We start from the raw sequence: 15,984 nt of genomic DNA on the forward strand, positions 1-15,984 counted from the left end.
ATGTGCGACATGACGACCTAACGAAATAGGTCGTCGCTCCAGCACCGTTCCTAAACATCTATTCGTCAATGGGCCCTGAAATAGACTTCCGTTACGCGAAACTGCCCATCGATGCGCTTGCATTGTACGATGACGTCAATGGCGATTTTCAAGAGTTCGCGAATGTCGGTGCGCTGCAGGTATTGTCCGCCTTCCGATTCCTTTACCAGAAGGGTCAACTGTTCAAACGCCAGTTTCGCGGAGTCAGCGTGCACCGTTGTGATTGAGCCGGGATGCCCAGAGTTCACGTTGCGGATGTAATAGAAAGCCGTCCCATCGCGCAGTTCCTGCAGTAGGATACGATCGGGCCGCATGCGCAGACAGGATTCCAGGAGCTCCTTCACGCCGACTTTGGCGAGCCCCTGACCTCCCTTGGAATAGAATAACCGCGCGTGGTTCGGCTGATGAATCACGAGTTCCGGCGTGTCTTCGATAGAGATGACCCGCTCATCATCCGGAATATGACGAATGAGTGCCTTGGAGAGCGTTGTTTTCCCCGACCCCGTCGCTCCTGAGATGACGATATTCTTCCGGGCCAGCACCGCCTGGCGAAGGAACTCGGCCCACGCGCCCGTCTGATGCAGATCGATGAGTTTCCGGTCCGTCGCACCGGCCATGTGACTGCCGGGCGCCATGTCAGTGAACAAGCCACCCTTCTCAAGGTCGCCAAGACTTAATGCGACCGACGAGGGCTTTCGGATGGTGATGCTGACCGTGTTCCGAGTGGTCGCAGGCGGGATGACGATCTGGATTCGCTCATTCCCCGGCAGTGTTGCCGACAGGATCGGCCGCGTTTCATCGATGGATTGATGGGAAAGACTAGCCACGGCCCTGGCAAGACGCATCAGCTTTTCAAAGGATAGTCCCGGCAGATTATGGGTCCGCCATCCACCAGAGCCTTCTGTCAGCACCTGCCCTGGCCTATTGACGATCACTTCGTAGAGCGAGGGGTCGTCAAGGTACGGCATTAACGGAGACAGCAGTTCACGAACGACCGTCGCATCAGGACCTTCGGTCATCGCCCGCACCCTACTTCGTCACGCGCGTCGACCGCGGGCGGACATCTCCCAGCACCGCGCGGTCAAGGAGTTTGTTTTTCGGCCCGATCACGCGCAATCCGTAAACACCGGAAAAGTCGAGATCACGTGCGACGAAGATCGAGACAAGCTCGCCTTGGTTCTTATTGAGCGTTGGCGGAATGTTGATCGATTGCTCGACAGCGATGGCTGCCGCCTGCTGGCCTGCGTTTGTGGTGTTCTCAGCGTCGACGTCACTGTTACGCAGGCGACTGTTGGCGTAGCTCGTGGCATCGCCGACGATGGACAGGAGAAGCGCACTCCCGAACCGCTCCCACCAGTGAGTGTCGACGTAGCCATTCACGCCCGCCCGGCCAAGCGCATCCGTTGCCGGCGAGGCCAAGGTGACGATGACGCCGTTCGGGGTTTTCGCGCGGTTCCAGAGCACGAAGAGACGCTTCTGTCCTCGCTGGAGGCCGCCCCGATATTCGCCAACAACTTGCGTGCCTTTCTCCATTAGCACAACCCGACCATTGTCCGATAGAACATCCCGGTTGATTACGCAGCTGGTGAAGCCGGGCTGATCGGATGCCATGGCAGTTTCCAATACGCACGGAATTGACGATCCCATTGCAACTACGAAGTTACGATTGCCGAGCGTGCCGGCGCGCGAGCCTTCAAGCCTGGTCGGCCGTAGCAGCCCGTTGAACCGCTGTTCGTCGGCGTTGGCGGAGTTCTGACCCACCATGCTTCCATCAAGCGGCACGAAATGGCTGTCCGCGGGCACCGCCGGATCCGCGGTCTCATGGTGCGACGTTGTGTTCTTCTGTCCACCGCTGAAGGCGATGACCGGCGACCGGCGCGCCGAGTCAAGCAGCGGATCTTCGTCCTCCACTTCCTCTGCGGCGAGCGGGGTCGGCAGCTTCACTTCCGGCACGGCTTGGACCGGCTCCATCTTCTCCTTGACCGGCTCGAAATTCGCCGTTTGCCGGATGACAACCCGCTCGGGTCTGGTTCTGTCCGTCGGAGTGTGCTCGCCGCTCATCGACCACAGGGCGAAAGCGACAAAGGTAACAACAGCCAGCGCAACCGCGCCGCGCTTCAAGACAGGATTGCTGTCGATCCTCCCCCCGGGAACCGTTTCGCCGCGCTCCCCCGGTATCCGGTTTTCATCTTCCTCAAGCATGACTGTCTCCTATTGCGCCGCGCCGGCTTCAGTCCGAACGACCCGCTCGACCGACGGCGAGGTCGTGTTGGTGTCCGGGTTGATACCGACGCGGTCATAGGCCTCGTTGAAGACGCAGAGCACGTCCCGTCCCCTCCGCAGGATGAACTTCCGGCCAATCGCGTGGGCCAGGACAAGGTTGCCGTCGACGGATTTCGGCACCAGGCTTTCACTACCGTCTGAGTTCTCGATGTAGATCGCGGGTATTTCCTGATTGCCGACGAAGGCAAATGTCGTAACCTTGCCATTGTCGTAGACCGAGTGCGGCTCCAGCGCCTGGGAGCCCTGCGCCGAATAACGCCAATTCCGAGCACCATAGCCCTCATGAATGGCCAGGACATTGTCGGCCTCCTTCGACTGAGCAGCGATCTCTCGCGCCGCCGCAGCTTGGCGGCGCCGCTGCGCTTCATCGGCCGGGTAGCGGTACTTGACGTAGAAGTAGGTGTTATGACCCACCTCCACTTTTCCGTCCCGCACCATCAGTTCCATTTGGTAGCTTCGGGTCGAGCCGTCGCGCCGAGTGGAGACGACAGAGAGATTGGTGACCGGCTGATTTTCCCGCGGTTTGAGAAACAGGATGTTTCCTGCCGGTGCGACCTCCCAGGCTACACTGTTGCCGAGCGCAACATGGGCGATCTCCTCGTCGGCCGCGAACTCCACCTGGACCGAAGAACGCAATGAGCCGATGATGCGAGTGATGTTGTAGGGCTGGTAATCGACAAAGCGGACACGACTGTCCTGCGCTGCGCCGCGCGGAATTTCGAGTGCAAATACCGTTGAGGCGGACGCCGTAAGGAGGAGAGTAACAATGAAAATAGTCCGCATCAGTTGATGGCCTCCGGATCGGCTCGGTATTCACTGACGGCAAAACCGAGCGGATTCACCAGCCGATCCGTCGACGACATCGGCGCGTTTGCATAGGAGAACGTCAGCGTCGCAACCCAATGGGTTGTCCGGACTTCTTCCCCGCGGGTGATGGTGCGCATGTAGCGGACGGAGACGACATGCGAATTTATCAGCGAGATCGATGCGATGCTGATGCGTGCGGTGGCGCCGCGCCCATAGGTGTTCTGCGGCGACGCCGGATTGCTGCCGCGATAGAGGGCCGAGAACCGAGCCTGCTCCGGCTGCGTCGAGAGAAGCGCGACTGAGCGGAAGTTCTCCTCTGCCTCGCTCCAGACGTAGCCTTCGCGAGCGCGGACGTATTTCGCGGCGAAGTATTTCGTCACGGCCTCGTCATAGGTGCCGGGCGTCGACGTCAGCGCCGAGACGACATCAACGATGCCTGTCGAATTGTCGACCCGCACGACAAACGGCTCGACCGATTTCAACGGCGTGAGGCCGGCAACGGCAAGGATCGAAGCGCCGGCGAGAATGCTTGCCGCGACGGCAATGGACCAGGCAACGCGTGAAGAGCGCTCGACCTGGATCATGCGTTCCTGGTCGAAGCGCCGCGCCTTGTCAAAGTATGTCTTGAGTTCGTCGCCGGAGACCATCGCGTCAGCCCCCGCATGGACGATAGGAGGCGTCGACGTCGAACTGGGCAAAGGCGAAAGAATCCCTACCCTCTTCGACATACGCGGTGGCGACGGACTGAGAGGTCGCCGGTCCCGCATAGGACTGTTTCTGTTTGACGTTGCTATTGTCTTCCCACTGCCACATCGGGCGATTGAGGGGGCGGCGCGAATAGCCATCGCAATTTGGGAGCGGATAGGTCAGCGATGCGCAGCCGCTTAAGGCAGCCGCCATGCAGAGCAGCGGAAATGTTCTGATCATTCCTGAAGAGCCTTTTTCTTGTTCGTGCGAAAAGCGTCACGAGCCCGAGCCTTTCGAGCTGAAGGTTCGACCAATGGCCCGGACACCGCGTCCGGCCGCACGGGCGGTATGGGACGCCGCCCAGGCGAGCGTGCTTTCGTGGGCGTCGCGTGCAGCGCCGTAGCCGTAGGTCAACGACGCGCCGCCGGCGGCAAGCGCCGAAGCGATGTTCGGAAGCTGATAGAAGACATAGAGGGCAGCGAGGCAGATGGCGCAGAGCGCGGTGGGACGCATCAGCACGTCGGTATATCCTTGAATTGCCGTGAAGGTCGTATCGATGCAGGTGATCAGCAGTGAGCCGACGGCGACGACGAGCACCTGGAGGATCACGAAGTTTGCAAGCTGTCCCAGCCACGCCTCGGTGAAGCGCCGCGTCGCCTGAAACATTGCCAGGGCCACGAAGATCGGACCGATGGCGAGCACGATGGCGAGCGCCAGCCGGGCATAAAGCGATACAACGTAGCCGATCGCCGCTACTGTGAAGCTCGCGCCGATCACCATTGCGCCACCGATACCCATCACAATACTCGACGACCAAGTGGCACGGGACCAGATATCGATGGCTGAATCCTGTCCCTTGTCGAGCAGACTGTCGAACGTTGTAGCGCTCGGCGCCGCGCCGGTGTTCAGTGCCTGCGATATCTCACGCGGCAACACGTCGAAGAAAATGTCGGTGACGTAGGTCTGGTATTCGTCGGCGTCCGTCACCAGCGTCGCGATGATGGCTAGCTTGATCGTCCGAAATGCGAAGTCGAGGATGGGTTCCTGGACCGAGCCGCGGAGCACGAGATAGCCGTAAAGCACGACGTAGAGCGTGACCGCTGCCGTCAGGGGGCCCGAGATCCACTCGGAGACGTTCGAGGTTCCGTCGGAGATAAAGGTCTCCAGCGGAGCCTTGAACTGCTCGTCGACGAAGGCGAAGACCTGATACATGCCTCAGCCTCCAAGCGCTTTTCGCATGCGTCGAAAGCTAGCCTTGAAATCTGCAGCCGTTGCGTTTTGACAATTCGGGGTATTTCCTAATTCACCGGGGTTGGTGCCACACGCCGCCATGATTTCGGCCAGCAGAGCCTCGTCGGCGATGAGTTCGTCGACAGTGTAGGTCCGTTCGGCTCGCTCGGAGCAACTGACCAATAGGACAGCGAGAAGAACGATATGGCCCTTCATTGCAGTGCAGCTTTCATTGCATCCATGCGTCGGCGCCAGTCCTCCACCTCGCGCTGCTCGTCGACCTGTGCCTGTGCCTGCTGGACCATTCGGAGGGCCTCCATGCGCAGTACATCGGCCTGGAGGAAAGCTGTTTCCGCCTGAAGTCGCGCCTGAAGGTCGGCTATGTCCTTGGCGTCAGCCGCTGTCGAAATCTTCTCGCGCAGTTGGTCAATGCCATCGACGCGCTTGGCCGCGGCATCGTAGATATGCTGCGCTAGGCTCATCTGCCCGGCATTCTTGTTCTGAATGCGGGAAAGCTCCCGCGCGTAGAAGTCCTCTGCGCTGGTCCGATAGGTCGAATTACCCTCAAGGAATTTTGTGGCCGTATCGCCGAACACGCCCGTTGCGCTTCCCTTGAACAGTCCCTCGATGACGTTAAAGTCCCCAGGCAGCGCCTTGCGAACGGCAGGATCGTTCAAGACGCCGGCAACATCCGCCATGTCGGTGATCTTGTTGAGCGAGCCGTAAAGCTGCTGCGCCTGCTCTATCTGCTGGTTGAGCGCATCAAGCTGAGCTTTCAGTTGGGCGATACTCTCGAGGTGCTTGGCGATCGCGGTTCGGTCGATCACCGGGATTCCCTGCCCGGCTGCCGTGCCGGCGCAGAGAATGAGCGCCGCGGCTATTGCCGCGCCGTGAATTCGATAGAAAGCCATTAGCTCAATCTCCTTCTTTGCTGAAAAATCGGAAGCCAATCCGCGAGCCGGTCGCCGACTTCTGTGCGGATGGCATCGGCGAGTTCGACATTCGCGGTGCGGCCGGAGAGGATGGTAAGTTCGTCGTCGAAACCGCTGAGGTTCAGTTCGGCGACAACGCTATTGTGTCCTTGCTTCAATATGAATCGGCGGCTCTCGACGGAGAGCTCGCGTGCAATGAGTTCATACTCCCGCTCGGTGAGCTTGAAGCCGTCGACATAGTCGGCGTGGTTACTGCGGGAGTTCGGTAGGAAGATCTGCGTCGGGCATTGCTCGATGATCGTATGAGCGATCGGCGATACGATCGCATCGCGCGGGCTCTGCGTAGCAAAGAGCATAAGCCCGTTCTGCTTGCGGATCGTCTTGAGCTTGTTCTGTGCGAGATCGCGAAACCCTTCATCCTGGAGCGCCTTCCAGAACTCATCGATAACGATGATGATGCGCCTGCCATCGATCAGTTGCTCGACCCGATGAAAGAGATAGGCCATCAGCGGCGTGCGGATTTCCTCGTTGTCGAGGAAATCGGTCATGTCATAGCCGACGAATTTGCCGTCAAAGCCGATGTCCTCAATGATGTTATCGAACACCCAACCGAGCGGCCCCCCTCTCTCCCACCGCCGCAGCCGCGCGGCAATGCCTTCGGGATCGGCGTTGTTGAGGAAGGTCCTGAGCGCGCCGATCGTCCGGCGCTCCACCGGCAAGTCGGCAAGGCCGTCGATCGCGGAGGCGATGTCGCGGAGTTCGGCCACCGTCAGTTCCCGTGTTGCCGAGCCGACAAGCCTGCCGACCCAGCGCGTGAGAAACACCTTGTTGTCCGGCGTCGGTTCCAGTGCCTTCAGGGGAGCGCACCCGGTCGGGGCACCATTCTTCAGCGGCAGATAGGTGCCGCCGGCGGCGCGCACGTAGAGATCAGATCCCCTGTCCTTATCGAAAAACACAACATGCGGGTCATGTTTCTCCAGCTGCGACAGCATGAAGTTCAAAAGCACGGTCTTGCCGGCACCGGACGGTCCGCACACGAAAGTGTTGCCGAGATCGCCATAATGGAAATTGAAGTAGTACGGTGACCCCGACGCCGTCTTGAGAAGAGCGACGGCAGGTCCCCATTCATTGCCGTGCTTCCGACCGATCGGGTAGGAGTGGAATGGTGCGAGCGCCGCGAAGTTGCGCGACGTGATCGCGCCGGACCGGGCGCGATAGCGGAAGTTTCCTGGTAGTTGCGCCCACCAGGCCGCCTCGAGGCCGAGATCCTCGCGCGCGACGACGGCGGCTCCACCGGTCAGGCTGGCGCGCGCCTTGGCGAGATTGTCGGTCAATTCCTTCACCGATGGGGCAAAGACGGAAAGCGACAGGTGGTGCTCGCCTAGCACGAACCGATTGGACTCCAGATCGTCCATCGCCCCATCAAGTTCCTCGATCTGTGAGGCCGCCTTGTCCCCACTGCTGACCATCTGGTTTTGCTTGCGGCCCATGATCACGCGGGCGTCCGCCTTCGAGACGAAGGAGAAGGATTGCGTCAGGATCAGTTCGAAGGGACTAGTGAGCACACCGTCGAGCATGCCGGTCCGAGTTCTGGCCGGATATTCCTTAAAACTCAGCATGCCGGCAAAGCGGCTTTCGGCCTCGTGCCGGATCTCGACTGTCTCGCGGCCGACAATGACACGATCCGAGTAGATCGCCGAGGCGATACGCCCCTCCGTCAGCGGGACCGGCTCCCGACGGCCGCCGACGAACTGATGCAGCACTTCGCTCGGCTCCGAGAACAACAGGCCGTCACGTTCGTAGAGGCACAGCACGCGCGGTTCGAAGCGTTTCAACGCCGCTGTGACATCGATGACCTTGTCGCGGAGCTGCTTGAGGGCTTCCTCGTCGAGTTCGGCCCCGGCCTGACGTGCCCGACGCAAGCGCGCCAGCAGCCTTGCCGCCTTGTCGGACGGATCGCGGGCCGGAGACCACAGGATCGTCAGATAGAGGTCGTTGCGAAACAGGTCCTCCCCAACCATGCGCGCGCGATACTTATCATTGAGCGCCGCCGAGAAAGGTGTAGTGAACGTGCCTTCCGGATAGCTGTTGTCGCGACGGCGGATGAGATGAGTCCACAAGGCAAGCCGCTCGTCGGCGATGTTCCGATAGAGCGTGTTGAGGTCCCGATGCAGAGCATTCAGGTCGAGAACATCCGCGGTCTCGAAAGAGACGCCTTCAAGCGCGATCATTACCATCAGCGCCCGGGAATCGAGCGCGATCGTCGACACGTCGACATGGCGGACATAGGGGATGAAGGTCTCCGGACCGAGTTCGCGAGATCTGAGTGTGGTCAGGCTAGGCAAATCCGAGGTCCCTTTCGTCGTATTTCCGGGCGAGCTTCAGGGGACTAAGCGTCGCTCCGCCCCAAAAGGCGCTGTTGCGCGACCGGCCGCGTGTGTCCACCCAAGCCAGCAAGATGCGGAACATGTTGTGGTCGTGTTTGACGAGCGCGCGGAAAATGAGGTGAAAGACGACGCCAACAGCCAAGTAGGCGATCGAGCCGGCGACGATGTAAAGAATGGTCGTCAGCATGATGTTCATGCCCATGGCTTCCATCGTCACGCCAGCGATCATCGCCGGCCGGGTGCAAGCGATGAACAGCGTGTCTTCCTCAAGGATTGGCCGAAAACTCGCCATGGCGTCAGCTTCCGACGATGGTGTTCACGAGTTCGGTAGCGCCGAAGATGCCGCCAATGCCGATGATCCAGAACCCTGCGCGCCTCAGATCCATGTAGCCGAACATCCAGGCTATGCAGATCACGATGATCGCGATGACGGCCAGAAGCTTGGCGATGTTGCCTGTCAGCATTTCGACGATGTTCTGCAGCACGGTCTCGATGCCGGCCGCCTGCGCGAAGGCAGGTTCGACCATGGATGCCAGGATGGCCATTGCCATTACGGCGGATGCGGCGATCGGGTGGATACGGGCGCTGAAAGTCATTCACTCTCCTCCATATGACTGTTCTGAAACACGAGGACGGAGGACCTCCGTCTCGATCTGAAAACGTCCCAGGACGGCACCGACGCCGTTTGATCGGCAAGGGCCTCGTCCTTGCGTGCATCGCCGATCGCCTCGACAAGAGGCGCTTCGTTGAGCTCCCTCTCCCGTCCATCATCTTCGATCATGAGCGTGGTGATGGTGCTGGCGAGCCGGCTTTCTTCCTGGCGGACCTGCTCATCGTACCTGACCATCGCCCCGACAGATGGATCGTTTCGTCCGTAGTAGGAGTGCAGCATCACCTGTTCGGCCCGGCTCGGGTCCGCGCCCGCTTTCACCGCCAGCCGGTAGTACCCATCGAGAATGGTCGCCGTGGCCCGAAGGTTGCGGCATGGGTCGAAGGCATCTGAAATCGAAAGATTGAGCTGGCGGAGTTCTTCCATGCCGATGCCGCCGAGGCCGAGCTGTATGTCGTGCCGCTCGGCTGCCAATGACGTGGCGATTGCGATCGCCTTGACCTTGGTTGTGGGCTGCACCGAGAGTGTCGCGCCGCTGTTGACCCGGATGGCGAAAGGTTCGAACCGGCTTTCAAGGCTGACGATGGCGGCGAGCGTCTCGCTTGCAATTGTGGGTGCGCACGTTTGCGCCAAATCGAGGAAAGCAACAGGCATGCTCAGTACCACACTCGTTGCTTGCCAACCCCGTCGATGATCACGTCGATGTAATGGGGTTGGGGGCGGATGTTTGGTCGAGTCGTCACATAGCGCTGACACTGTGTACGGCCGTCTCTCCGCCGCCACGCTGCCGATGAGTTCATCCGATCATCGTTGGAGTAGCATTCAGCGTTCGAGACGGTCTGTGGCGTGGCCGAGATACAACTGGCTTCGAGCCCATGGTCTCCATACCGCGTTGTCAGGCGATAACCGTCATTGCAATAATAGGGGTCGTATCGAGGACGCGAGGCCTGAAACCCAACGCTGCCGCAAGTGGGAAAGGAGCGCCCTCTTGCAAGCGCGCGCCAGAGCCTGTGGATTGGCGCCCGGCATTCCGCGTATTGCGTCGGACCGCTCGGATTGGAAAGGCACAGGATAACCTGGCACCCCCATTCGCCCGCCTGCGCTTTACTCTCGAAAACAAGATAGAATGGCGCTAAACTGGCTGCAGTGACAAATGCCCGTGTAAGAGACTTGTTCATGGCCACCACCTTCACTAACGCGATTGTGCGCAATCCTAACAGCGGCGCAATCTCGCGACGCTTTTTACAATCATATATCTGACAGTATAAAAAATGACAAGCGCACTTAATGCCCATTGGCAGAGCCAGCTGTTTTCGGCTTACGCACTGCAGGAAGTTTTCGACAAACCGGTTGAGGGAGAGACGCCGCAATCGCGTTTGAAGCAGGTCGGAATGATGACGGTGCTCTATATGATGCATCAAAACCATGAAAAGCTAACGCTCTCGAATATAAGCCAAATTACCGGTTTGACGCGCAATGCTGTGGCGGAATCAATCGATCCTCTCATTGAGCGGGGCATATTGACCGAAACGATTGTGAAGAACTCGATGGGACGAGGAACTGCGAGGCAGTTTGAGTTCTGCCCGGACGTTTTCGATCGCCTGAGGTTAAGTCCCGAGCAGCAAAAACCTGGAACTTAGTGATTCTTTTACGACACTAACGACAGCATGCGACGGCGGCGTTGAACCGGCCGGCACGCTGACCACTCGGCGCAGCAACTTCGAGCGCCTTCGCGACCTTCCAAGAAGGCGTTAGTTTGGGGCCGAAAGTTCAACTCGGCATCCAGATCTGCTCTTCGCCGGTCGTCGGGCGAATGCCTGCATCGCGATTTTCACTTACAGGAAAGTTCCCAAGAGGTACTTTATTCACTTGGCCGTGCGCCGCAGCTCTTCCAGTAGCGGTCGCAGCTTGTGCTTGCGCCAGTGCTGTTCCATCTGCAGTCCTCAAAACCTCGACTTCAGATGCTTGGCAGCGATGCGCCTGAGCTTCAAATCAGCTTTAGCTTCGTCGCCAGAGCCGTCGCCTGCGGAAGCGAGTAGGCATTGAGCTTCCTGCGCGCATTATTCATGTGGAAGTTTACGTTCCAGTAGCTCATGTTCTCGATGTCGGCGATTACTCTCATGGATTTGCCCTCGGACGCCCACTTGAGCATAAGCGCCTGTCTGGTGGTCAAGGCAATGCTCGGTTTTGCTGTAGGCTCAATGTTCGTTTGCTCGATCCGCACATGAAGCTGGGCGACCGCCATGGCGGCCGCTACCGGATCGACATCCCCTTTCAGCGAGAGGGAAGGCTTGTGTGAGGCCATGGTCAGCATTGCTATACGCCTGAACGCAGTCGCGACTGGAATGGTGATCCCCGACCGAATACCGAAACCGGCGGCATCCAGATAAAACTGCCGAACGCGCCTCGATCTAACAGTCCTTGAATTTTCGGAAGACCAAGTGAACGCCTTCATCGTCGCCCTTGCAATCTGGATCACAGGATCGATCTCGTTGAAGCTTTTGGCGAAGTACCAATCCTGCCATTCGGGATGATAATTCGAAACGGCGAATGTTCCGATTGGTTGAAGATTAAGGTAGGCGTAATACTCGAAGCCGAGTTCTTCCGCGAGCTCGGTGAGCGCTTCATTGAACATCTCCTTGGTGCGCGCCACGGTGGAAACATCAGTTAGCTTCTGGAACCAGCTCTTCACCTTCTCCTCCTTTTTTGCCCTCTCGTCTTACTGAAACAATACTCGGACCAGCGATATTCTGGACCTTTTGGGAAGCAGTCGGCGAGTTTGTGCTTGTCACAACTCGCCTTGAAGGTCCAAGCACCGTCGTCGCCAAACTCTGGCGGCCTACGCTGCCACCTACCTATCTACTCGCCATGCGCCGGCAGAGGGCGCTTGGTGTTGTTTCTTCCGGTGTCGTCGCCCACAGCTTTAAGGGATCTTGATGCCGCCGCCAGCGTGCGGGCAATTTCTACGATCTCTTCACGGTTCGCGGTCGGGTCCTCTTTGTTCCAAGCAAGCCCCATGCCGATCGTAAAATCCAGCCCCTCCACTTCCCGAAGCCGGAACGACTGGTGGGGCAAATCTCTGGTCCATTCCGGCACGAAACCTACGCCCATCCCGGCCGCGACCAGCGAAACCAAGGAGAGCGTGTCATCGCAACTACAGGCAACCTGATCGAGAAGGCCAAATTTTTTGAACTGCTCGAAGAAGTACTTTTCCGTGTAAGATAGATTTGAGCGGGAAAAGGAGATGATCCGCTCCTGTTTCAGATCGCCCATTGTGACGGTCTCCGCCGTCTCAAGCCGGCTGCCAAGTGGCACCGCCAGAAGATATCGTTCGTTGGCGATGCTCTGCCAACGGAGCGATCCGATGTTTTCGACAGGCCGGATGAAGCCAAGGTTGATGCGGCCCTTCTCCAGGTCACGGATGATTGCATCCGTGGAACCGCTGCTCACGTGTATCTGAATATCGGGAAATCGCTTGCCGAGCTTGTTCAGAAAAAGCGGCAAGACACCGAAGGTCGCGGGATATATGGTTCCGATGGTGATCCGATCGACATTCTTGCCCGCAACAGCCCGGACGATAGCGGAACTGTTTTCGATCTCCCGCAGAACATTGATGCACCGCTCGTAAAAAACTTCGCCGGCTTTTGTCAGTTGAACACGACGCGTAGAGCGGATGAGAAGCTGAACGCCGAGCTCCTTTTCCAGCGTTTGTATCTGCACGCTAAGGGCGGGCTGTGCCATGGAGAGCGTCGCCGCGGCGCGACCGAAATGCAACTCCTCGGCCAGGGTTGCAAAACACCTCATCTGACGGATTTCCATTCGCCTGTCCTCTGCATCCACGCAAGCCAGTCTACAAGGACACATATCATCCATTAATCGCGGAGTTAGATCAATTTGTTATTTTTTAATAGCACGAAACCCATAAATTGCTGCAGTAGACGGCGAATCGTCTTTATCCTATCGGTTGAGTATGAAAACGAGCCTGGAACATCTTCCCGAGAAGAAGCAGCGCGAGCTTGCGCGCGTCGTGGAGATCATCCACGAGGAGTTTGCCGATGCGCTCGAGGGGGGCTCGGCCGACTTCAAGAAGCGCGGTCGGATCCTGAAAATCATCCTCTTCGGCTCCTACGGCCGCGGCAACTTTGTTGACGAACCGCATACGATGAAGGGCTATCGCTCCGATTACGATATCCTCGTCATCGTCAATTCGAAGAAGCTCGCAGAACCGGAATACTGGGAGAAGGCGACCGACCGATTGATGTGGGACAAAGGAGTCTCGACGCCCGTCGGGCTGATCGTCCATGGCGCCCGGGAGGTGAACAACTTCCTTGCGGACGGACAGTATTTCTTCGTTGATATCCAGCGCGAAGGCATCGTGCTCTACGAACTCGACGACCGGCCTCTGGCCGAGCCGAAACGACTCTCGCCTGCCGACGCGCTCAGGGTGGCGAGGGAGCATTTCGAGAGACAATGTGCAAGCTCGAAGTATTTTTGTCAGTTGGCACGGTACGCCATTTCTGACGAACAGCGAAATCATGCAGCGTTTAATTTGCACCAGGCAGTGGAGACCGCCTATTCTTGCCTGCTCCTCACACTAACCAATTACAGCCCACCGTCGCACAATATCAAGTTTCTCCGCGGTCTCGCCGAGGATCGCGACCAGCGGCTGATCGACGCCTGGCCGCGCGACCAGCATCGTTTTACCGCCTGGTACAACATTCTCAACGAAGCCTATGTGAAGGCCCGCTACGCGAAGCACTTTGAGATTACCGAAGAAGGGCTCAGTTGGCTTCTAGAGCGGACGGAGCATCTTCTTCGACTCGTTGAGCTGGTATGTCAGGAGCGACTGGCGGAATTGGGCTCAGCCTAGCTTCCACATTCCTACAACTCCGTACGGCCTGCGTTGAAACGAATTCAAGGCGCGATCAAGCTCGGGATAGTACCACCCCAACGGGCCCCAGACCATGCCCGAGCCACCTTCGACATCGCCGATGAAATCGGAGGCACGCCGTCTCCGCAGCGTCCTTTGCGCCGCGCTTCAGGGATCAGTGAGCGACGAGTTCGTGAAGACGTCCTATTTGCAGGATGCATCATTTAGCGATCCGCCTCGTGCACTGGTTCTCTCGTTTGATGCAGGCGATCTCCGCCGTCGAGCATTCGGCAATGCCATTAACGATAACGCAGTGCGAGCATTGATCGGTGAATTCCAGGCAATCCGGATTGGCCTTGATGAAGTCTTGCAGGCTGGCATTCTCGGTCTGCTGCGGCTCAGGAACAGCGTCGGCAGCCGGCGTATCCGCCGCCTGAGCGGCGGTCATCCCCGCGATGGCAAGCGCTAGGCAAAGTGCGACACGAATGCTGGACTGCCTCATCGCCTGCTCCTCCTCTATGCACATCCGACGCGACGTGAAACGGCTCTTCTCCGGAACTGCGCACTGTGAGAGAGTGCCGTCACGGCGCCCGCCGTGCAAGCGACCGTCCGGCGCGCTCACCCCAGTTCGTTGCGGATCGCCCGCATGAACACCTTGGCGCCGATGCCGATCAGGTCATCGGGAAAATCGTAGTCCGGATTGTGCAGCCGCGCGTGGTTCTCGCCGGCGCCGAGAAAGAACATCGCCGAAGGCGCCACGCGCCCGAAAAGGCCGAAATCCTCCGAACCCTTCATCGGCAGCACGCCCTCGCCGCGATCGTGGCTGACGCCCTCCTCGTCCATAGCGCGCTCCAGCGCGCTTACGGCGGCGTCCGCGTTGCCGCACTGGTGGAACACGTCCTCGTAGCTGATCGCCACCTTCAAGCCGGCAGCACCGGCCTCTTTCGCAACCAGCGCCTCGGCACGGGCCACAAGATCGGCCATGCGCTCGTCGGTCAGTGTGCGCAGCGTCGCCCAAATCTCGGCATAGCCGGGGCTGATGCCGAAGGCCGCCTCGCCGAGGCGGGCATGCGTCACCGTGACCAGCGTGTAATCCTCGTTAAGCGGCCCGTTGTTGCCAAGCGAGGTCAGCCCGGAAAGCAAGGCGGCGATCGCAAAGGTCGGCGCAATGCCGTCCTCCGGCGTCGAGGCATGCGCCGTCTTGCCGAAAAGCAAGATCCGCATCCCGCGCGAGGCGCAATTTACCGGTCCTGAGCGCAGCGCCGCATGGCCAAAGCGTAATCCCGGAAAATTGTGCAGCGAGAAGACCAGATCCGGCTTGATGTCAGCAAATTTCGGATCGGCAAGCACGGCCGCGGCACCCGCGCCGTTCTCCTCCGCCGGCTGGAACATCAGGATCGCGCGGCCTCTCGCCGCGCGCTCGCGTCCAAGCCCTTTGGCCAGCGCCATCAGAATCGTCATATGTCCGTCATGGCCGCAGAGATGCCCCTTGCCCTTGATCTTCGAACGATGGCCGATCTCCGAGATCTCCTCGATCGGCAACCCGTCGAGCTCGGCACGCACCATCACCGTCGGCCCTGGCTCTCGGCCCTCATAGATCGCCGCCACTCCGTGCCCGCCAAGACCTGTGATCACCGCATCCGGTTTCGTCTCGGCCAGAGCCTTTACGATCGTATCCGCCGTCTCCCGCTCCTCGCCCGAGACTTCCGGCCGCCGGTGCAGCTCGCGCCGAAAAACGGTGAGCGCCTCAAGTTCACGGTCGATCAGAAACATTCACGCGCCTCCGCTTCTTTATCAGGATAGAAGCTCCAGTTTCCGGCTCCACTGCTCATGCCTCTGGAAACGCATGATCCTGGTGACCTGGCCCCTTCAAAAGTCTCCCAGCCACGACCTTAGACCATCTTCGCTATTGAAAGAGAAGCGCGAAAGACGTCGTTGGACACAGCTGCAGTGGATCGACTTCAGCCCGATCTCACACTTGCTTTGCCGGTCGCACTGGAACTTGTTCGCCCAGGTCGCAACCAAGAAACCGGTTGCTCGAAACTGCGCCCAAAGTACGCACGGCTCTCGGTCTTCAAGTGAGGCCTCCAACTTGTCGCGTTGAATGATCGGTTAGCGGCTTCAGACGCGACACGTCTT

The 15,984-nt window shown here is 59.1% G+C and carries 19 protein-coding genes; 2 read left to right on the plus strand and 17 right to left on the minus strand.

From position 1 onward, the window contains the following. Positions 1-65: 65 nt before the first annotated feature. From virB11 to ASD63_RS36230, 13 genes are read right to left on the minus strand one after another with little or no spacing between them, the layout of a single operon-like run. The gene (gene virB11, locus ASD63_RS18440) at positions 66-1,058 is read right to left on the minus strand and encodes a P-type DNA transfer ATPase VirB11 (protein ID WP_060529701.1); all 993 of its coding nucleotides are present in this window, start codon (positions 1,056-1,058) and stop codon (positions 66-68) included. A gap of 10 nt (positions 1,059-1,068) precedes the next feature. Then, positions 1,069-2,241, minus strand: coding sequence for a type IV secretion system protein VirB10 (gene virB10 / locus ASD63_RS18445; protein ID WP_060529672.1), 1,173 nt, complete (start codon positions 2,239-2,241; stop codon positions 1,069-1,071). A 9-nt stretch (positions 2,242-2,250) separates the two neighbouring features. Next, positions 2,251-3,105 carry a P-type conjugative transfer protein VirB9 gene (gene virB9, locus ASD63_RS18450; protein ID WP_060529673.1) on the minus strand — a complete coding sequence of 285 codons (855 nt, stop codon included), beginning with the start codon at positions 3,103-3,105 and terminating at the stop codon, positions 2,251-2,253. Then, positions 3,105-3,776: a virB8 family protein gene (locus ASD63_RS18455; RefSeq protein ID WP_060529674.1), complete on the minus strand. Its 672-nt coding sequence runs from the start codon at positions 3,774-3,776 to the stop codon at positions 3,105-3,107. The genes virB9 and ASD63_RS18455 overlap by 1 nt, the downstream gene beginning before the upstream one ends. A 4-nt stretch (positions 3,777-3,780) precedes the next feature. Next, the gene (locus ASD63_RS36225) at positions 3,781-4,056 is read right to left on the minus strand and encodes a hypothetical protein (protein WP_060529675.1); all 276 of its coding nucleotides are present in this window, start codon (positions 4,054-4,056) and stop codon (positions 3,781-3,783) included. Between the two features lie 36 nt (positions 4,057-4,092). Further along, on the minus strand, positions 4,093-5,028 hold the full coding sequence (locus tag ASD63_RS18465) for a type IV secretion system protein (RefSeq protein ID WP_060529676.1): 936 nt from the start codon (positions 5,026-5,028) through the stop codon (positions 4,093-4,095). A gap of 3 nt (positions 5,029-5,031) precedes the next feature. Beyond that, a complete protein-coding gene (locus ASD63_RS18470; protein WP_060529677.1) occupies positions 5,032-5,262 on the minus strand; it encodes an EexN family lipoprotein in 231 nt (76 codons plus the stop codon). After that, positions 5,259-5,957, minus strand: a complete 699-nt coding sequence (virB5, locus tag ASD63_RS18475) for a P-type DNA transfer protein VirB5 (RefSeq protein ID WP_060529678.1) — start codon at positions 5,955-5,957, stop codon at positions 5,259-5,261. Before virB5 ends, ASD63_RS18470 begins: the two co-directional genes overlap by 4 nt. Next, positions 5,957-8,323, minus strand: a complete 2,367-nt coding sequence (locus tag ASD63_RS18480; protein ID WP_060529679.1) for a VirB4 family type IV secretion system protein — start codon at positions 8,321-8,323, stop codon at positions 5,957-5,959. The genes virB5 and ASD63_RS18480 overlap by 1 nt, the downstream gene beginning before the upstream one ends. Further along, positions 8,316-8,657: a type IV secretion system protein VirB3 gene (locus ASD63_RS18485; protein ID WP_060529680.1), complete on the minus strand. Its 342-nt coding sequence runs from the start codon at positions 8,655-8,657 to the stop codon at positions 8,316-8,318. Before ASD63_RS18485 ends, ASD63_RS18480 begins: the two co-directional genes overlap by 8 nt. Positions 8,658-8,661: 4 nt before the next feature. Further along, on the minus strand, positions 8,662-8,961 hold the full coding sequence (locus ASD63_RS18490) for a TrbC/VirB2 family protein (protein WP_060529681.1): 300 nt from the start codon (positions 8,959-8,961) through the stop codon (positions 8,662-8,664). Next, the gene (locus tag ASD63_RS18495) at positions 8,958-9,629 is read right to left on the minus strand and encodes a lytic transglycosylase domain-containing protein (RefSeq protein ID WP_060529682.1); all 672 of its coding nucleotides are present in this window, start codon (positions 9,627-9,629) and stop codon (positions 8,958-8,960) included. The genes ASD63_RS18490 and ASD63_RS18495 overlap by 4 nt, the downstream gene beginning before the upstream one ends. Positions 9,630-9,631: 2 nt before the next feature. Continuing rightward, positions 9,632-10,153: a hypothetical protein gene (locus ASD63_RS36230; protein WP_082572927.1), complete on the minus strand. Its 522-nt coding sequence runs from the start codon at positions 10,151-10,153 to the stop codon at positions 9,632-9,634. Positions 10,154-10,246: 93 nt separating this feature from the next. Here ASD63_RS36230 and ASD63_RS18500 point away from each other — a divergent pair, with 93 nt between their 5' ends. Next, entirely contained in the window at positions 10,247-10,615 is a 369-nt protein-coding gene (locus ASD63_RS18500) for a hypothetical protein (RefSeq protein WP_060529683.1), read from the plus strand. Between the two features lie 347 nt (positions 10,616-10,962). Here the strand turns inward: ASD63_RS18500 and ASD63_RS18505 are convergent, their stop codons facing one another. Both ASD63_RS18505 and ASD63_RS18510 read right to left on the minus strand, forming a co-directional pair. Further along, entirely contained in the window at positions 10,963-11,667 is a 705-nt protein-coding gene (locus tag ASD63_RS18505) for an autoinducer binding domain-containing protein (RefSeq protein ID WP_234824538.1), read from the minus strand. A 167-nt stretch (positions 11,668-11,834) separates the two neighbouring features. Next, positions 11,835-12,794: a LysR family transcriptional regulator gene (locus tag ASD63_RS18510; RefSeq protein ID WP_082572928.1), complete on the minus strand. Its 960-nt coding sequence runs from the start codon at positions 12,792-12,794 to the stop codon at positions 11,835-11,837. A 151-nt stretch (positions 12,795-12,945) separates the two neighbouring features. Here ASD63_RS18510 and ASD63_RS18515 point away from each other — a divergent pair, with 151 nt between their 5' ends. Next, positions 12,946-13,845: a nucleotidyltransferase and HEPN domain-containing protein gene (locus ASD63_RS18515; RefSeq protein WP_060529684.1), complete on the plus strand. Its 900-nt coding sequence runs from the start codon at positions 12,946-12,948 to the stop codon at positions 13,843-13,845. Positions 13,846-14,065: 220 nt separating this feature from the next. On the opposite strand, the gene ASD63_RS18520 is transcribed toward ASD63_RS18515, so the two are convergent. Beyond that, positions 14,066-14,347 carry a hypothetical protein gene (locus ASD63_RS18520; protein ID WP_034800276.1) on the minus strand — a complete coding sequence of 94 codons (282 nt, stop codon included), beginning with the start codon at positions 14,345-14,347 and terminating at the stop codon, positions 14,066-14,068. A 116-nt stretch (positions 14,348-14,463) separates the two neighbouring features. Next, complete coding sequence (locus tag ASD63_RS18525) at positions 14,464-15,618, minus strand: amidohydrolase (protein WP_060529685.1); 1,155 nt, start codon at positions 15,616-15,618, stop codon at positions 14,464-14,466. Positions 15,619-15,984: the final 366 nt, after the last annotated feature.

The sequence above is a fragment of the Ensifer sp. Root558 genome, assembly GCF_001427045.1.
GTDB lineage: Bacteria > Pseudomonadota > Alphaproteobacteria > Rhizobiales > Rhizobiaceae > Ensifer > Ensifer adhaerens.